Below are 16,324 nucleotides of genomic sequence, written 5' to 3' on the forward strand. Positions count from 1 at the left end.
CAACTGACGGGCCAACGGGCGCTCCTCTCCGCGAACCCGGGGCGGGGCTCCGGGTCGGTTCGACCTGTATGAGGGGCCGACGTGCGCCAGGGTTGCGCCAGTTGGCGGCTGCATCGATTTACGGCACCGGCGGGCACGGTGCGCGAGCCGCCTACTGGCCGGGCTGCCAGAGGTCGGTGTCCCACTGCAGCTGTCGTACGAGGTCGTCGTCGCCCGGCCGGGCGCCGGCGCCTCGGGGGCCGGGGCCGCCGGGGCCCGAGGGGGTGTGGGTGCCTCGGGAGATGTTGCCGCTGACGGTGATGTTGTGTGCCACGCGGGGGCGGCGGAGTCTCTCGTAGAGGGCGAGCGCGGACTCCGTGTCCGGGGCGTCCCGCAGGGACTTGGCGAGGACGACGGCGTCCTCCAGGGCCATCGAGGCACCCTGCCCGGTCGCCGGGGACGCCGCGTGGGCCGCGTCGCCGATGATCAGGGTCCGGCCGGAGCGCCAGGGGGTGCCGGTGGGCAGTTCGGTGGCGTTGGTGACCATGAGTTGGTCGGGCGTGGCCGCGACGAGGTCGGCGGCGGGGGTGGCGTCCTTGCGGAGCAGCGGCAGCAGGAGGTCGCGCCAGCGGGCCGGAGTTCCTTCCATGACACCCCTCGGGGCATCGGGGGCCAGGGGTGGGTCGGAGACGCGCGCGAACCAGTACGTCTCCCCCTCGGGCGACACCGCGTACCCGAACGCGACGGAGCTGCCGCGCACCATGGTGATGGTCTCGGGGCGGCCGGCTTCGGGCGCTTCGCCGGTGTAGCCGTAGAAGACGTGCTGTCCGGCGTAAGCCGGGCGCGCGTCCGGGGAGATGAGGCGGCGGACGGTGGAGTTCAGGCCGTCGGCGCCGATGAGCAGGTCGCCGGTCGCCGTGGTGCCGTCGGCGAAGTGGGCGGTGACGGTGTCCGTGCCGTCGTCGACCGACACCAGGCGCTTGCCGTGCCGGAGGTCGATGCCCCGGCGGGTGACCTCGGACTGGAGGGCGGCGTTGAGATCGCCGCGCCGCAGGCACCGGTACCGCAGGTGCGGGGTACCCGCCTCGCCGAGCGGCACCTGGGCGAGCTCGGCCCCGGTGTCGTCCAGGACCTGCATGGAGGTCAGTGGAAAACCGATGGCCGTGACCGCGTCCGAGGCGTCCAGCTGTGCAAGGGCGCGCATGCCGTTGCTCGCGAGGGTGAGGAACGCGCCGATGTCCTCGGCGGAGTCGGGGTGCGCCTCGTACACGGTGACGGCGAAGCCGGCCTTGTGCAGCGCGAGGGCCGCTCCGGCGCCGGCGATCCCGCCGCCCATGACGATCAACCGCGTCACATCGCCCCCCGACATGTGTGCAGCCCCCGTGAGCGGCGGCCGTCCTTCATGGAACGTCCCGGGCTCCGTGCGGGTTCCCCACCGGGCCGCCGGTCGTTGTACATCCCGGACCGAGGAACTCCGGAACGGTGCAACCATTCCGCCGACCCGAATGTCTTGCCTAATATCAGACACACACCCTTCTAGGGGATGAAATGGGACGAAACACAACCGCATGGGCGACGGCAGCCGCGCTCATGGCCGCCACGCTGGGCGTGGCGGCGGTCCCGGCCGAGGCCACCACGACCACCACCACCCAGGCGACCGCCTGCCCCACCGGCTGGGGCAGCGTGGCCAAGACCCGCTCCGCCGCCACGACGAAGTCGCTGACCGACGTCAGGACCGGCCGGCACGCCTGCTTCGACCGCATGGTCGTCGACGTCCCCGGCGCGGGCACCAGCGGCCTCGGCTATTCCGTGAGGTACGTCAGCCGTCTCTACCAGGACGGTTCGGGCAACCGCGTCACCGTCGGCGGCGGAGCCGTCCTCGAGGTGCGCGTGGCCGCGCCCGCCTACGACGTCGACACCGGGAAGCCCACCTATCCCGTGCGGGCCGGTCAGCGGCTGAAGGGCGTGGACCTCACCGGATACCGCACGTTCCGGGACGCCCGGTTCGTCGGCAGCTTCGAGGGGGACACGCAGATCGGGCTCGGCGTCCGGGCACGGCTGCCGTTCCGGGTGTGGGTGGCGGCCGACCGGGTCGTGGTCGACGTGGCGCACAACTGGACCGGGGCACGCTGAGGGCCGGGCCGGAGAGGAACCGAAGCGATCAGGGCTTCGGGGTGATCAGCGCGTCCCGCCCCTGATACTCCCGCAGCTTGCGGTAGAGGGTCGCCCGGGCGATCCCCAACGCCGCCGCGGCGCGCGCCTTGTTGCCGCCATGGCGGCGCAGCGCCTCCAGGATGGCGGCCCGTTCGGCGAGCTCCATCGGACTGAGGTTGCGTCCCGCCGGCCCTTCGCGGACGGGATCCGGCAGTTCGCCGCGCCGCACCGGCCCGCGGACCCGGCGTCGGCTCGCCAACGCCCTTACCAGGTGCGCGAGTTCGGTGACGTTTCCGAGCCAAGGGTGTCGCTCCAGTGCGCGCAGGGCGTCCAGCGTCCAGGTCAGCGGCGGGCTGCCGGGGGCCGGGCCGGGCGCGAGGGCGGGCAGCAACTCCCTGATGTCCTCGGGGCGTTCCCGTAGCGCGGGCAGGGTCACCGAGCGGGCGCCGAGGGTGTCGAGAAGGCGCTGGAGGCAGGGGCCCGGGGAGGTGCCGGGTGTGTAGGTGGCGATCAGGTGGACGTCGGGGCGTTCGTCCAGGAGGGAGTTGAGGGCGGCGACGCCCGGCTGGGCCAGCCGTTCGGCGTGGCGCAGCAGCAGAGGGCGGTCGCCTGCCCTCGCCCAGTCGCCCAGCCAAGACGCGGCGTCCTCCTCCGTCCCGGGGAGTCCGGGTGATTCGGCGGCGTCCACGACCAGCGGGGCGGTGCCGTCGAGCAGTTCGAGGGCGAGTGTGGTCTTGCCCGTGCCCCGCTCACCCACGAGGAGCAGGGGTCCCGAAGTGCGGGCCAGCGCCGTCGCCTGCGCGACCGCGTGCCGCCACGGCACCGAGGCGCCCACCAGCGCGCTCCCCGGTCGCGGCGCCGTCCGCACCGGCTCCTCGGGCCGCGGTGCGAGCACGGCGACCAGGCCCACGGCGCGCCCCTCATGCCGTACCGGGGTGATCTCGCCGGTGCATCCGGCGTCTTCGGGAAGCGCGATGTCGTACGACTCACCGCTCCCGTCTCCGGTGCCGCCCCTCCCCCAGGCCCTCGCGCTCCGCTCCAGCGCCTCCAGGACCTGCGGGGAGGCGAGGCCGGTCGCGGCCTCGCTGATCAGGCGGTTGCGGCCGTCCAGCGCGACGACGGCTCGGTCGCGGCCCCGCGCGGCCCGTTCGTAGGCGTCGTGCAGAGCTCGTTCGGCGGTACGCGCGCGTGCCCGCAGTTCGGCCTCGACGGCCGTCGCGGCGGCTTCGGCGAGGGCGGCGCCGGGGTGTGGGCGGCAGCCGGGGCACAGGCCGGAGGCGATCGTGACCGTGCCGAGCGGCCGGCCCGTTTCCGGGGAGAGCAGGGGCACGCTGACCGCGGAGACGTCCTGCCACACGTCGAGGAAGTGCTCGGGGCCGTGCACCTCGGCCCGGCGCCGGGTGCGCAGGGCGAGCGCGGCGCTGTTGTGGCCGACCGCCCGCTCGGACAGGTCACGGCAGGCGTCGTCGCCGGGCGCGCTACCGGCCGACCACAGCACCCTCAGCCGTTCGTCGGTGAGCACGAGGGCCGACCTGCCGGTGTCGAGAGCCGAGCCGATCCGGGTGAGCGCGGGACGCGCCGCCTCCAGCAGGGGCGAGTCGACCGGGTGCGTCAACTCCCGCAGCGGGCCGTCGAGATCGGGCCGTACGCCGAAGAAGCGGGCACGCCGCCAGGCGGCGACGACGTCGTCCGGTACGCCGTCCGGGAGCGGGCGCCCCGTCAGAAACCGTTCGCGGGCATGGCGGAGCGGGGCGAGGGCAGGAGGATGTTCGGCGGTGCTCATGGCGCTCCTCACCGTATCGGGGGCGTCGGTCGGGGGGCGTGGGCGGGCTGTCTCGTATTGAGACACCCATGACCGACCGAACCGCTCCATGATCTTGAAAGGCCGGGGGCTGCAACCGTCCCCCGCCTCGTCCCGTGTCTCATCTCCTGGAGCGTTCTGTCGTGCACACCGTTGTCGAGACCGACGTCCTGATCGTGGGCAGCGGCCCGGCGGGCGCGTCGGCCGCGCTCGCCCTGAGCACCTACGGCGTGCGCAACATGGTCGTCACCCGGTACGCGAGCCTCGCCGACACGCCCCGCGCGCACATCACCAACCAGCGGACGATGGAGGTGCTGCGCGATCTCGGCGTCGAGGACGAGGTCGTCGCCAAGGCGACACCGCAGCAGCTGATGGGCGACACGACCTTCTGCACCAGCCTGGCCGGTGAAGAGCTCGGCCGGGTGCGGTCCTGGGGCAACGACCCGCTGGTCCAGGCCGCGCACGAACTCGCCAGCCCGACCCGCATGTGCGACATGCCGCAGCACCTGATGGAGCCGGTGCTGGTGAACGCGGCGATCGCCCGTGGCACCGACTTCCGGTTCAGCACGGTCTACAAGTCCTTCGTGCAGGACGACGCGGGCGTCACCGTCACCGTCGAGGACCGGCTGCGCGGCGACGAGTACACCGTCCGGGCCAAGTACCTGATCGGCGCCGACGGCGGACGCTCCCAGGTCGCCGAGGACGCGGGACTGCCGATGGGCGGTCAGATGGGTGTCGCGGGCAGCATCAACATCGTCTTCGACGCGGATCTGAGCAAGTACACCGCGCACCGCCCCTCCACCCTCTACTGGGTCCTCGCGCCCGGCGCCACGGTCGGCGGCATCGGCGCGGGCCTGGTGCGCTGCGTACGGCCCTGGAACGAGTGGCTGATCGTGTGGGGCTACGACGTGGGCGCGGGCGCGCCCGACCTCACCGAGGAGTACGCGCTGTCCGTCGTACGGCAGTTGGTCGGTGACGACGAGATACCGGTGACGATCAGGTCGTCGTCGGCGTGGACGGTCAACGAGATGTACGCGCGGACGTACGCGAACGGCCGTGTCTTCTGCGCCGGCGACGCCGTGCACCGTCATCCGCCGTCCAACGGGCTCGGCTCCAACACCTCCGTCCAGGACTCCTACAACCTGGCCTGGAAGCTGAAGCTCGTCCTCGACGACGTCGCCTCGCCGTCGCTGCTCGACACGTACACCGTGGAGCGCGCGCCGGTCGGTCGGCAGGTCGTGACGCGGGCCAACCAGTCCATCGCCGAGACCGCCCCGATCTTCGAGGCGCTCGACGGGCTCTCGCCGCAGACGCCCGAGCGGCTGTGGGCCAACATCGCCGCCCGCAAGGACGCCACCGAGGCCGCCGCCGGGCAGCGGGCCGCGCTGCGCGAGGCGATCGCCTTCAAGGTGTACGAGTTCAACGCGCACGGCGTGGACCTCAACCAGCGCTACACCTCCACCGCCGTCGTCCCCGACGGCACGCCCGACCCCGGTTTCCCCCGCGACCCCGAACTGCACCACCAGCCCACCTCCCGCCCCGGCGCCAAACTGCCGCACGCCTGGCTCACCGCGGGGACCCGGACCCTGTCCACCCTCGACACCGTCGGCAAGGGCCGCTTCGCACTGCTCACCGGCATCGGCGGCGAGGCGTGGGTGCGGGCCGCCGCGGCCCAGCCCCTCGACATCGCCACGGTCGTCGTCGGACCCGGCCAGGAGTACGAGGACCCCTACGGCGACTGGGCGCGGCTCAGCGAGATCTCCGACGCCGGCGCCCTGCTCGTACGCCCCGACGGATATGTGGCGTTCCGGCACGCCGGCACGGCCGAGGACGCCGAACGGTTGCTCACGGACGCGCTGCGGCGGATTCTCGGGCACGGTTGAGATGGGTGCTCAGGACCATCAGCCGGGGAAGGAGCCGACATGACCGGCGACACGCCAGACACGGTCACCGACGAGGTCGTCGCGAGTCTGCGGGGTACGGCGGACCCGCGGCTGCGGGAGCTGCTGACCGGGCTGGTCCGGCATCTGCACGCCTTCGCGCGGGAGTCGCGGCTGACGCGGGAGGAGTGGGAGCGGGCCATCGGGTTCCTGACGGCGACCGGGCAGATGTGCACGGACACCCGGCAGGAGTTCATCCTGCTGTCGGACGTGCTCGGTCTGTCGATGCTCGTCGAGACGATCAACGACCGGCACGGCCCGGGCGCCACCGAGTCCACGGTCCTGGGCCCCTTCCACCTGACCGAGTCGCCGGTGCGCGAGCTCGGCGCGGACATCGACCTGGTGGGCGGCGGCGAGCCGTGCGTGGTGAGCGGGCGGGTGCTGTCCCGGGACGGCACGCCGCTGCCGGGCGCGGTCGTGGACGTGTGGCAGGCCGACGGCAACGGCTTCTACGACGTGCAGCGGCCGGACGTCCAGCCCGCGGGCAACGGGCGCGGCCTGTTCACCGCGGACGACGAGGGGCGGTTCTGGTTCCGTACCTGTGTGCCGAGCCCGTATCCGATCCCGACGGACGGGCCGGTCGGCGGGCTGCTGGCAGCCACCGGACGGCACCCCTACCGGCCCGCGCACATCCACTTCATCGGCTCGGCCGAGGGGCACACCCCGGTGACCACGCACATCTTCGTCGCGGGCAGTGACTACCTGGACTCGGACGCGGTGTTCGCGGTGAAGCCGGGCCTCGTCACGGACTTCGCCCCGGTCGACGACCCCTCGGCGGCCGGGGAGTTCGGCGTGCCGAACCCGTTTCGGCACGCCCGTTTCGACCTCGTGCTGGAGCCGTCATGACGGACGCCCTCGACTTCTCCTACGAGACCCGGCCCGTGCGCGTGGTGTTCCGGGCCGGCGCCGCGGTGTCGGCGACGCCGGACGAGGTGGAGCGGCTGGGGCTGCGGCGGGTGCTGGTGGTGTGCGGGGAGCGGGGCGCGGACACCGCGCGGGCGGTCGCGGACGCGCTCGGCCCGGCCTGCGTCGGCGTGCACGACCGGGCCCGGATGCACGTCCCCGTCAAGGTCGCCGACGTGGCCGTCCAGGCGGCCCGCGCGGCCGGCGCCGACGGCTGTGTGGCGGTCGGCGGCGGCTCGTCGATCGGGCTCGGCAAGGCCGTCGCCCTGCGCACCGGGCTGCCGCTGATCGCGGTGCCGTCCACCTACTCCGGGTCGGAGATGACGCCCGTCTGGGGTCTGACCGAGCACGGCGCCAAGCGCACCGGCCGCGACCCCCGGGTGCTCCCCCGCAGTGTCGTCTACGACCCCGGGCTCACCCTCTCCCTGCCCGTGCCGCTCTCGGTGACCAGCGGCGTCAACGCGCTCGCGCACGCCGTGGAGGCCCTGTACGCCCCGGACACCTCGCCGCTGGTGGCGCTGATGGCCGAGGAGGGCGTACGGGCGATGGCGCGGGCGCTCCCCGCGGTGGCCGGGGAGCCGGGGTCGCTCGAGGCGCGCGGTCGGGCGCTGTACGGGGCCTGGCTGTGCGGGTCCTGTCTGGGCGCCACCACGATGGGCCTGCACCACAAGCTGTGCCACGTCCTGGGCGGCGCCTTCGGGCTGCCGCACGCCGAGACGCACACCGTGGTGCTGCCGTACGCCCTGGCCCACAACGCGCCCGCCGCCGCGGACGCCGTCGCCGCCGTGGCCCGTGCCCTGGACGCCGACGACGCGCCGACGGCCCTGTGGGACCTGGCGGGACGCCTCGGCGCGCCCCGCTCGCTCGCCGAACTGGGCCTGGCCGAAGCCGACTTGGCGACGGCGGCCGCGCAGACCGCGGGCCAGGCGTACGCCAACCCGCGCCCGGTCACGGCCGAGGGGGTGCTCGCCCTGCTGCGGGCCGCGTACGAGGGCGTACCGCCGACGTCGCCCGGGCGCTGACGCCCCGCCCGTCTTCGACCCACTCCACTCGAACGTCCCCCCACGTCCCTGCATCCCCACGTCTGGAAGAAAGGTGATCAGCATGCCCCTCGGTCTGCTCAGGAGGCGTCGCTCCCGAGGAGCGCCGGGCGCCTCGATGCCCGTGCCGGCCGGTGCGGGGGTGGTGGGCCGCGAGGTCGTGGATCCGGTGGGGCTGCCGATGCGCGGCGCCGACGTGACCGTGACCGCGCTGGACTCGCACGAGGTGGTGGCGTCCGGTACGACGGACCCGTACGGCCTGTTCTTCGCTGCGCTGCCGCCGGGCCGCTACAGCCTCATGATCACGGCCGAGGGACTGACCCCGCACCGCGAGCCCGTGGACGTCGTCGCCGGTCCCCCGCAAGCCGCCGCCCGGGTCCAGCTGGCGTCGGCCCGGCAGCTGGAACTGCCGTCGCCGGGCACCTGGTTGTTCGACCCGCCGCACACGGCGATCCGGTTCATCGCCAAGCACGTGGGCATGGCCCATGTGCACGGCCGCTTCGAGCGGTTCACGGGCGGCATCCGGGTGGCGCAGGACATGTCCGCGTCCCAGGTGTCGGTGCGCATCGAGGCGGCCAGCATCACCACGGGCAACAACACCCGGGACAGCCATCTGCGTTCGGCCGACTTCCTGGACGTCGAGCGCTACCCGTACATCGACTTCGCCAGCACGCGGTTCGCCTACCGGGGCGGGGCGAAGTGGACGCTGCACGGCTCGCTCACCATGCACGGTGTGAGCCGCTCGGTCGAGCTGGACACCACGTACCTGGGCTCGGTCAACGGCGGCTACGGCGAGGAGCTGCGGTGCGCGGCGCTGGCCAAGGCGGAGCTGCACCGGGAGGACTTCACCCTGAACTGGCGCAGCATGCTGGCGCGCGGGATCGCGGTGGTCGGGCCGACGGTCCAGCTGGAGCTGGACGTGCAGGCGATGTACCGCACGCACGACACGCCGACGCCGCCGGACTAGGTCGTGGGGGCGGTGCGGTGGCCGAGAGGCACCTCACGCCCTGGTTACGAATCGCTCAACCTCTGGTTGCGAAGCGATGATCGGGTGACCATGGGAACATGACACTGGCCCAGCGCGCCATGGAACAACTGGAAGTCTGGCCCGACCTCAGTTCGGGCTCGGCCAGTTGCGGCGCAGGGCGGGCACTGCGCTCCGTCCACAGCGAGATCGTGCACTTCCACTCGGACCGTGACGTGGACCTGCATCTGACGGCGGGGGCCATAGGGCGCTTCCACGACGATCTCCAGGAGTCGACGGCGATCCGGCTGGTCCCCGGTTCGGGCTGGGTGACCGTGCACCTCGACTGCGACACGGACGTCGATCTGCTGATGAGCCTGGTCAGCGCCGCCCTCAAGGCCCATCAGAACCGCCCCTCCCCTGCCGGGCGCACGGCAGGGGACGAGTGCAACTTTCGTCGCGTCACGGTGCTGCCGCGCGGTTAGCGTCCGAGTTCGGCGTCGTCCACCAGCATCCGTTCGAAGGCCGGGCCTGCCGCATGAGGCGCCGGTGCTCGACGTACCGCTGGAAGCACCACTGCCCGCGTTCCCGCCCGGAGCCCTGACATCAGCGCACGAGGCACGGCCGCTTCGCGTCGAAGGTCCAGTCGTCGATCAGGTACCGCATGCCGACGGCGTCGTCGCGGCCCGAGAGTGCCTTCTCCCGGTAGAGCTCGTGCGCGGCGAGGATCCGGTCGCGGTCCAGGCGGACTCCGAGTCCGGGCGTGTCCGGTACGGCGACCTCGCCGCCGCTGATCCTCGGGGGTTCGACGGTGAGCCGTTCGCGTCCCTCCTGCCAGATCCAGTGCGTGTCCAGGGCGTTGTACTCGCCGGGCGCGGCCGCGCCGCAGTGGGCCATCATCGCCAGGGAGATGTCGAAGTGGTTGTTGGAGTGGCAGCCCCAGGTCAGTCCCATGGCGTGGCACAGCTGGGCGACGCGTACCGAGCCCTGCATGGTCCAGAAGTGCGGGTCGGCCAGCGGGATGGACACGGACTGCAGGGCGAGCGCGTGGGTCAGCTGGCGCCAGTCGGTGGCGATCATGTTCGTGGCCGTGGGCAGTCCGGTGGCCCGGCGGAACTCCGCGAGGATCTCCCGGCCCGAGTAGCCGCCCTCCGCCCCGCAGGGGTCCTCGGCGTAGGCGAGGGTGCCGACGAGGGGCCGGCACAGTTCGACGGCCTCGCGCAGGGACCAGGCGCCGTTGGGGTCGAGGGTGATGCGCGCCTCGGGGAAGCGTTCCTTGAGCGCCCGTACGGCCTCGACCTCCTCGGCGCCCGGCAGGACCCCGCCCTTGAGCTTGAAGTCGCGGAAGCCGTAGTGGTCGTAGGTGGCCTCGGCCTGGCGGACGATGGCCTCGGGGGTCAGGGCCTCCTCGTGCCGGACGCGGTACCAGTCGACGGCGGCGCCGGCGTCGCGGACGTAGTCCAGGTCGGTGCGGTCCGGGTCGCCGACGTAGAAGAGGTAGCCGAGGACCCGTACGGAGTCGCGCTGCTTGCCGTCGCCGAGGAGGGCGGCGACCGGGACTTCGAGGTGCTGGCCGAGCAGGTCGAGGAGCGCCGACTCGACGGCGGTGACGGCGTGGACCGTCGTCCGCAGGTCGAAGGTCTGGGCGCCGCGACCGCCGGAGTCCCGGTCGGCGAAGTTCGCCTCGACGGCGCGCAGGACGCGCTTGTAGTCGCCCACGCGCGCGCCGACGACCAGTGACTCGGCGTCGCGCAGGGTCTGCGTGATCTTCTCCCCGCCGGGGACCTCGCCGAGGCCCGTACGGCCCTCGGAGTCCTCCAGGACGACGACGTTGCGGGTGAAGTACGGGGCGTGGGCCCCGGAGAGGTTGAGGAGCATGGAGTCGCGGCCGGCGACCGGGTACACGGCGAAGCGGGTGACGACGGGTTGGCTCATGGCAGGCGGGGGCCGTTCTCGTGAGGGGGCGTCAGATGCCGAGGGCGTCGAGGACCTGTTCCAGGACCAGTACGCCACCGAGGCCGAGGATCGCGAGCACCGTCGTGTACGTGGTGCGTGCCTTGATGGCGTCGAGGACGGACAGGTTGAAGTACTCCTTGAACATCCAGAAGCCCGGGTCGTTGACGTGGGAGAAGGCGATGGAGCCGCAGGAGACGGCGAGCACCATCACCTCGGGGTGGACGCCGCTGCCCGCGAGCAGGGGCAGTGCGACGCCGGAGGCGGTGACGACGGCGACGGTGGCCGAGCCGAGGGCGACGCGGAGGATGGCCGCGATCAGCCAGGCCAGGACGATCGGGGAGATCGACCAGCCGTCGGTGACGTCCTTGATGTAGTCGGATATGCCGCCCTCGACGAGGACGTTCTTGAAGGCGCCGCCCGCGCCGATGACGAGCAGGATCATCGCCATCGCCTGGGCCGCTTCCTTGCAGGAGGCGCTGACCTCGGCGAGGCCGCGGCCGATGCGCGGGCCGAACGCCCAGATCGCCACGAGCAGGGTGAGCAGCAGGGCGATCGGCGCTGAGCCGATGAACGCGATGAAGTGGAGCGGGCCGCTGTCGCCGGAAGCGGCCAGATCCGTCACCGCGGCGCCGGCGATCAGGACGACGGGCAGCAGCGCGACGGACAGCGACCAGCCGAGGCCGGGCATCTCGTCGTCCTCGAAGACCCGCTCGCTCACCAGGCCTTTGGGGATGGCGGGGTCCATCGCCCGGACGAAGGGCAGGCGCGGCCACAGCAGGGCGATGAACGCGCCGACCGGCACGGCGATGAACAGGCCGTAGAACAGGGTGAGTCCGACGGAGGCGTGGAAGGTGGCGGCCACCGCGGTGGGGCCGGGGTGCGGCGGCAGGAAGCTGTGCATGGTGGACAGGGCGATCGACATGGGCAGGCCCACCCACAGCAGGTTCGCCCGGGTGACCCGGACGAGGGTGAAGGCGATCGGCACGATGATGACGAAGGCCACCTCGTAGAACATCGTCACGCCGATGAGCATGGCCGTCAGCACCATGGCGACCTGGACCCAGCGGGGGCCGCAGACCTCCAGGAGCTTCCCTGCTATCCGCTGGGCGGCGCCGGAGTCCCCCATCACCCGGCCGACCATGGCGCCGAGCCCGATGGTGAGCATGGTGTCGCCGATCTGGTCGCCGATGCCCTCGGCCAGTACGTCCGGGATCTTCTCCAGGCCGATCCCCTGCACCAGGCCGACGCCCACCGCCACCAGCAGCAGGGCGGCGAAGCCGTTGAGTTTGAGCCTGGTCATCAGGACGAGCAGGACCACGACACTGATCCCGACCACCACGAGCGGCATATGTCGGTTCTCCTTTGAACGGCGGCCGCCTACGTTCACCCCGATGAACGAGGTCCTCACATGAAGACGGCGTCTACATATGAGGACGGAGATTATGTTCATGGACGGTCAAGGTCAATGGGTCTGCACCGTCGGATTCCGTCGATACGCGAGGCCCGCTCGCGGGTACCCGTAGGCCCGTGGGCGTGGAGCACGCTCCTGGAGAGACGAGCGGATCAGGTGATGCCGATGGTCGGCGACCCGGACGACGACATCCAGACACGGCGCAACGGCGGCAGCGGCCACCGGGCGGTGCCGCACACGGCCGACGTGCGGATCGAGGCCTGGGGCGCGAGCCGGGAGCGCTGCCTGGTGGAGGCCGCGCTCGGCATGGTGGAGTGCTTCGCCGACGTCACGGCGGTCCGGCCCACCTCGATGGAGCGGGTACGGCTCGCCGAGAACAGCGACGAGGAACTGCTGACCGCCCTCCTCGACGAGGTCGTCTTCCGTCTCGACGTGGACGGCCGCGTGCCCGTCGACCTGGAGGCCGACACCACCGACGGCGACCTCGACGTACGGCTGGCGCTCGCGGAACTGGGGGCCGTGGAGGTCACCGGCGCCACCCCGAAGGGCGTCTCGTGGCACGGGCTGCACATCGGGCCGGACTCGTACGGGTGGTCGTGCGCGGTGACCGTGGACGTGTGAAGCGACCCTCGTGCGAGGTGATCCTCCCGGCCGCTCAGCCCTTCACGACCCCCAGCGGCACCAGCCGGGCCACCGTCCGGCACAGCCCCGCCCCCTCGCTCGCGGCCACGACCTCGCTCACGTCCTTGTACGCCTCGGGTGTCTCCTCCGCCAGCCCGCGCAGCGACCGCGGGCGGACCGCGATGCCCGCCGACTCCAGCCGGGCCCGCACTTCCCGGCCGCCGACCGCACGGGCGGCCCGGTGACGGCTGAGGACACGGCCCGCGCCGTGGCAGGTGGAGTGGAAGGCGTCCCCGCCCGCCACGCCGACCAGGACGTACGAGGCGGTGCCCATCGTGCCCGGGATCAGCACCGGCTGGCCGATGTCGCGCAGATCGTCGGGCAGGTCCGGATGGCCGGGCGGGAAGGCGCGGGTGGCGCCCTTGCGGTGGACGCAGAGTGCGCGGCGTGCTCCGGCGACCTGGTGGGGCTCGATCTTGGCGAGGTTGTGGGAGACGTCGTACACCAGGGACAGCCGGGCTCCCGCGGCGCGCCGGAAGACGATGCGGGCCGCGTCGGAGAGCAGCTGGCGGTTGGCCCGGCCGTAGTTGGCGGCGGCCGCCATCGCGCCCAGGTACCGCTGCCCCTCGGGTGAGTCGACCGGTGTGCAGGCCAGTTGGCGGTCGGGGACCCTGATGCCGTAGCGGGTCATCGCGCGGTCCATCAGCCGGACGTGGTCGGTGCAGATCTGGTGGCCGAGGCCGCGGGAGCCGCAGTGGATCATCACGCACACCTGGCCGACGGCGATCCCGAAGGCCTCGGCGGCCGACTCGTCGTACACCTCGTCGACGCGCTGCACCTCCAGGAAGTGGTTGGCCGAGCCGAGGCTTCCGACCTGGCCGAGCCCGCGCTCCCGCGCCCTCGCGCTCACCTGCTCCACGTCGGCGTCGGCGACCGCCCCGCCGTCCTCGCAGCGCGTCAGGTCGCGCTCCTCGCCGTGCCCCTCCCCGACCGCGTACCGCGAGCCGCCCCGCAGGATCCGCTCCAGCTGTCCGGGGCCGGTCAGGTGCCACACCCCTCCGGGGCCGGCGCCGCGCGGGATCGCCCGGTCCAGGCCGTCCATCACGGCGGACAGCGCCGACGCGAGCCCGTCGTGGTCGATGTCGGCGCTGAGCAGGCGCACGCCGCAGGAGATGTCGAAGCCGACGCCGCCGGGCGAGACGACCCCGCCGTCGGCCACGTCGGTCGCGGCGACGCCGCCGATGGGGAAGCCGTAGCCCCAGTGGATGTCGGGCATGGCGTACGAGGCGCCGACGATGCCCGGCAGCGTGGCCACGTTGGCCACCTGCTCCAGCGACTTCTCGGCGTCCCGCAACAGTCTCCTCGACGCGAACACCACGCCCGGCACCCGCATCGGACCGTGCGGGTCGATACGGAAGCGGTGGGAAGCTTCCTGGACCAGTTCCATGACGGCCTCCCGCACCCAGGGCCTGTCGTTCGGATCAGGCCGGCGTCGCAGGTGCGGGGTACCCGCGCGGGGCGCGTCGTACCGCGCCGGACGGAGCCGGAGGGCCGGGCCGACGACAAGGACGTGCGGGGTCCCGGGCGTACCCCCGTGTCCGGCCCGGCCGTACGGTGGAGACATGAGCGGCGGCGGCACGGTCACGCTGTTCGTCTGCGGTGACGTGATGCTCGGACGCGGTGTCGACCAGATCCTGGCCCGGCCCGGGGAGCCGGAGCTGCGGGAGGGGTACGTCAGGGACGCCCGGTCCTACGTGAGCATGGCGGAGGCGGTCAGCGGACCGATCCCGGCGCCCGTCGACCCCTCCTGGCCGTGGGGCGAGGCGCTGCCGTTGCTGGAGTCGGTCGGGCCGGACATGCGGATCGTCAATCTGGAGACGTCCGTCACGCGCGCCGACGCGTTCGAGCCCGGCAAGGCGGTCCACTACCGCATGCATCCGGCCAATCTGCCCGCCCTGGCGGTGGCCCGGCCCGATGTCTGCGTTCTGGCCAACAACCATGTGCGGGACTTCGGGGTCGCTGGCCTGGTGGAGACGCTCGACGTGCTGCAGGGAGCGGGTCTGCGGACGGCGGGCGCGGGACGCGACGCGCAGGAGGCGTACACCCCCGTGGCGCTGCCGCTCCGCCACGGCGGCCGCGTGCTCGTGTTCGCCCTCGGCTCCGGAACCAGCGGCGTCCCCGCGAGCTGGGCGGCGACCGCGGAACAGCCCGGTGTCGCCTACCTGCCCGAGCCGACGCCCGCCACGGCCGCCGCCGTGGTCCGGCACATACGGCGGGTGAAGCGGCCCGGCGACCTCGTGGTCGTGTCCGTGCACTGGGGCTCGAACTGGGGCTACCTCGTCCCCCGTGACCAGCGCCGCTTCGCACACGCCCTGGTGGACGGCGGCGCCGACGTGATCCACGGCCACTCCTCGCACCACCCGCGCCCCGTCGAGGTCCACCGGGACCGGCTGATCCTGCACGGCTGCGGCGACTTCATCGACGACTACGAGGGCATCCCCGGCTACGAGCGGTACCGCGACGACCTCCGCGTCGCCTACTTCGTGACGCTGGCGGCCGACACCGGCGAACTCACCGAACTGCGCATGGTCCCCCTGCTCGCCCGCCGTATGCGACTGGAGCACGCCCCGCCCGAGGACCGCGCCTGGCTGCGCACGACCCTCGACCGCGTGAGCCACGGCGCCCATCTCACCCTGGACGCGGACGGCACGCTCGCCCTGCACAGGCCCGCCGCCCGCGCCGCCCCTTGAAGCAGGCTCAGTGCGCCTCTTCCCCACCTTCCGCGCCCCGCAACGCCTCCAGCACATCGGCATCCGTCAGCTGGCCGAAGTCCTCGTACCACTCCCCCACCGCGCTGAACAGCCGCGGCTGGTGCAGACAGACGAGATCGTCGACCAGGCGCCGCAGTTCCTCGGCCGCCTCCGGTGCGCACACCGGCACGGCCAGGACCAGACGCCCGGGCCCCTGGTCACGTACGGCGCGCAGGGCGACGCGTGCGGTCGAGCCGGTGGCGACGCCGTCGTCCACGACCACGGCCGTACGGTCGCGCAGTCGCGGAGCCGGCCGACCCTGCCGGTAGCGCTCCTCGCGCCGCCGCAGCTCCTTGCGCTCCCGCTCCACCACCGGCGCCAGGTCGGCCTCGCTCAGCCCCAGCCGGTACAGCGTCTGCTCGTCGAACAGCGGCGGGCCGTCGCCCGCGAGCGCCCCCACGCCGAACTCCTCGTGGAACGGCGCCCCGATCTTGCGTACGACGAGTACGTCCAGCGGGGCCTCCAGCACCCGCGCGATCTCCCGGGCCACGGCGACGCCGCCCCGGGGCAGGGCGAGGACCACGGGATGCGGGAGGGTGCCCTTCTCCTGCCGGACGCGCAGCTGCTCCGCCAGCTCCCGGCCGGCCTCCTCGCGGTCACGGAACTGCATGGGTCTCCCCTTCCGTCCGTCGCCGCGTACCCAACCCACCGGTACCGGACACACCACGGGGCTCGTGCGGCGGCGGAGGCCACAGGGGTCTGGACCGCTCGGACGGGACTGGCCTAGGGTTCCGGACGGCGGTAC

At 72.9% G+C, this 16,324-nt stretch carries 14 protein-coding genes; 8 read left to right on the plus strand and 6 right to left on the minus strand.

Annotated elements, in window-relative coordinates:
- Positions 1 to 151: 151 nt before the first annotated feature.
- Positions 152 to 1,315, minus strand: a complete 1,164-nt coding sequence (locus tag ACFZBP_RS13530; protein WP_391413039.1) for an FAD-dependent monooxygenase — start codon at positions 1,313 to 1,315, stop codon at positions 152 to 154.
- A 212-nt stretch (positions 1,316 to 1,527) separates the two neighbouring features.
- On the opposite strand from ACFZBP_RS13530, the gene ACFZBP_RS13535 reads away from it, so the two are divergent.
- Positions 1,528 to 2,112, plus strand: coding sequence for a hypothetical protein (locus ACFZBP_RS13535; protein WP_383442421.1), 585 nt, complete (start codon positions 1,528 to 1,530; stop codon positions 2,110 to 2,112).
- A 28-nt stretch (positions 2,113 to 2,140) separates the two neighbouring features.
- Here the strand turns inward: ACFZBP_RS13535 and ACFZBP_RS13540 are convergent, their stop codons facing one another.
- Positions 2,141 to 3,916, minus strand: a complete 1,776-nt coding sequence (locus ACFZBP_RS13540) for a helix-turn-helix domain-containing protein (RefSeq protein WP_391412771.1) — start codon at positions 3,914 to 3,916, stop codon at positions 2,141 to 2,143.
- A 161-nt stretch (positions 3,917 to 4,077) separates the two neighbouring features.
- Between ACFZBP_RS13540 and ACFZBP_RS13545 the strand changes: the two genes are divergently transcribed.
- From ACFZBP_RS13545 to ACFZBP_RS13565, 5 genes are all read left to right on the plus strand, one after another.
- Positions 4,078 to 5,817, plus strand: a complete 1,740-nt coding sequence (locus ACFZBP_RS13545) for an FAD-dependent monooxygenase (protein WP_391412773.1) — start codon at positions 4,078 to 4,080, stop codon at positions 5,815 to 5,817.
- A gap of 39 nt (positions 5,818 to 5,856) precedes the next feature.
- Entirely contained in the window at positions 5,857 to 6,720 is an 864-nt protein-coding gene (locus tag ACFZBP_RS13550; protein WP_391412775.1) for a dioxygenase, read from the plus strand.
- Positions 6,717 to 7,799 carry an iron-containing alcohol dehydrogenase gene (locus tag ACFZBP_RS13555; protein WP_391412777.1) on the plus strand — a complete coding sequence of 361 codons (1,083 nt, stop codon included), beginning with the start codon at positions 6,717 to 6,719 and terminating at the stop codon, positions 7,797 to 7,799. Before ACFZBP_RS13550 ends, ACFZBP_RS13555 begins: the two co-directional genes overlap by 4 nt.
- An 82-nt stretch (positions 7,800 to 7,881) precedes the next feature.
- Positions 7,882 to 8,784: a YceI family protein gene (locus ACFZBP_RS13560; RefSeq protein ID WP_391412780.1), complete on the plus strand. Its 903-nt coding sequence runs from the start codon at positions 7,882 to 7,884 to the stop codon at positions 8,782 to 8,784.
- 98 nt (positions 8,785 to 8,882) lie between these two features.
- Positions 8,883 to 9,266, plus strand: coding sequence for a luciferase family protein (locus ACFZBP_RS13565; protein ID WP_383442399.1), 384 nt, complete (start codon positions 8,883 to 8,885; stop codon positions 9,264 to 9,266).
- Positions 9,267 to 9,387: 121 nt separating this feature from the next.
- On the opposite strand, the gene ACFZBP_RS13570 is transcribed toward ACFZBP_RS13565, so the two are convergent.
- Positions 9,388 to 10,716 carry an enolase C-terminal domain-like protein gene (locus ACFZBP_RS13570; protein ID WP_391412782.1) on the minus strand — a complete coding sequence of 443 codons (1,329 nt, stop codon included), beginning with the start codon at positions 10,714 to 10,716 and terminating at the stop codon, positions 9,388 to 9,390.
- Between the two features lie 31 nt (positions 10,717 to 10,747).
- Positions 10,748 to 12,085, minus strand: coding sequence for a gluconate:H+ symporter (locus ACFZBP_RS13575; protein ID WP_391412784.1), 1,338 nt, complete (start codon positions 12,083 to 12,085; stop codon positions 10,748 to 10,750).
- Positions 12,086 to 12,313: 228 nt separating this feature from the next.
- On the opposite strand from ACFZBP_RS13575, the gene ACFZBP_RS13580 reads away from it, so the two are divergent.
- Positions 12,314 to 12,769 carry an archease gene (locus ACFZBP_RS13580; protein ID WP_383442391.1) on the plus strand — a complete coding sequence of 152 codons (456 nt, stop codon included), beginning with the start codon at positions 12,314 to 12,316 and terminating at the stop codon, positions 12,767 to 12,769.
- 34 nt (positions 12,770 to 12,803) lie between these two features.
- Here the strand turns inward: ACFZBP_RS13580 and ACFZBP_RS13585 are convergent, their stop codons facing one another.
- Positions 12,804 to 14,216, minus strand: a complete 1,413-nt coding sequence (locus tag ACFZBP_RS13585; protein WP_391412786.1) for an RtcB family protein — start codon at positions 14,214 to 14,216, stop codon at positions 12,804 to 12,806.
- 175 nt (positions 14,217 to 14,391) lie between these two features.
- Here ACFZBP_RS13585 and ACFZBP_RS13590 point away from each other — a divergent pair, with 175 nt between their 5' ends.
- On the plus strand, positions 14,392 to 15,519 hold the full coding sequence (locus ACFZBP_RS13590; RefSeq protein WP_391412789.1) for a CapA family protein: 1,128 nt from the start codon (positions 14,392 to 14,394) through the stop codon (positions 15,517 to 15,519).
- Positions 15,520 to 15,526: 7 nt separating this feature from the next.
- Here the strand turns inward: ACFZBP_RS13590 and ACFZBP_RS13595 are convergent, their stop codons facing one another.
- Positions 15,527 to 16,189: a phosphoribosyltransferase family protein gene (locus ACFZBP_RS13595; RefSeq protein ID WP_391412791.1), complete on the minus strand. Its 663-nt coding sequence runs from the start codon at positions 16,187 to 16,189 to the stop codon at positions 15,527 to 15,529.
- Positions 16,190 to 16,324: the final 135 nt, after the last annotated feature.

The organism is Streptomyces sp. NPDC008086 (assembly GCF_042957325.1).
Taxonomy (GTDB): Bacteria; Actinomycetota; Actinomycetes; order Streptomycetales; family Streptomycetaceae; genus Streptomyces.

Excerpts from the sequence above, each read along its gene's own strand:
- ACFZBP_RS13535 (WP_383442421.1), top strand. The coding sequence starts at position 1,528 with ATGGGACGAAACACAACCGCATGGGCGACGGCAGCCGCGCTCATGGCC.
- ACFZBP_RS13580 (WP_383442391.1), top strand. The coding sequence starts at position 12,314 with ATGGTCGGCGACCCGGACGACGACATCCAGACACGGCGCAACGGCGGC.
- ACFZBP_RS13575 (WP_391412784.1), bottom strand. The coding sequence starts at position 12,085 with ATGCCGCTCGTGGTGGTCGGGATCAGTGTCGTGGTCCTGCTCGTCCTG.
- ACFZBP_RS13550 (WP_391412775.1), top strand. The coding sequence starts at position 5,857 with ATGACCGGCGACACGCCAGACACGGTCACCGACGAGGTCGTCGCGAGT.
- ACFZBP_RS13565 (WP_383442399.1), top strand. The coding sequence starts at position 8,883 with ATGACACTGGCCCAGCGCGCCATGGAACAACTGGAAGTCTGGCCCGAC.
- ACFZBP_RS13530 (WP_391413039.1), bottom strand. The coding sequence starts at position 1,315 with ATGGGCGGCGGGATCGCCGGCGCCGGAGCGGCCCTCGCGCTGCACAAG.
- ACFZBP_RS13590 (WP_391412789.1), top strand. The coding sequence starts at position 14,392 with ATGAGCGGCGGCGGCACGGTCACGCTGTTCGTCTGCGGTGACGTGATG.
- ACFZBP_RS13595 (WP_391412791.1), bottom strand. The coding sequence starts at position 16,189 with ATGCAGTTCCGTGACCGCGAGGAGGCCGGCCGGGAGCTGGCGGAGCAG.
- ACFZBP_RS13555 (WP_391412777.1), top strand. The coding sequence starts at position 6,717 with ATGACGGACGCCCTCGACTTCTCCTACGAGACCCGGCCCGTGCGCGTG.
- ACFZBP_RS13540 (WP_391412771.1), bottom strand. The coding sequence starts at position 3,916 with ATGAGCACCGCCGAACATCCTCCTGCCCTCGCCCCGCTCCGCCATGCC.
- ACFZBP_RS13560 (WP_391412780.1), top strand. The coding sequence starts at position 7,882 with ATGCCCCTCGGTCTGCTCAGGAGGCGTCGCTCCCGAGGAGCGCCGGGC.
- ACFZBP_RS13570 (WP_391412782.1), bottom strand. The coding sequence starts at position 10,716 with ATGAGCCAACCCGTCGTCACCCGCTTCGCCGTGTACCCGGTCGCCGGC.
- ACFZBP_RS13585 (WP_391412786.1), bottom strand. The coding sequence starts at position 14,216 with ATGGAACTGGTCCAGGAAGCTTCCCACCGCTTCCGTATCGACCCGCAC.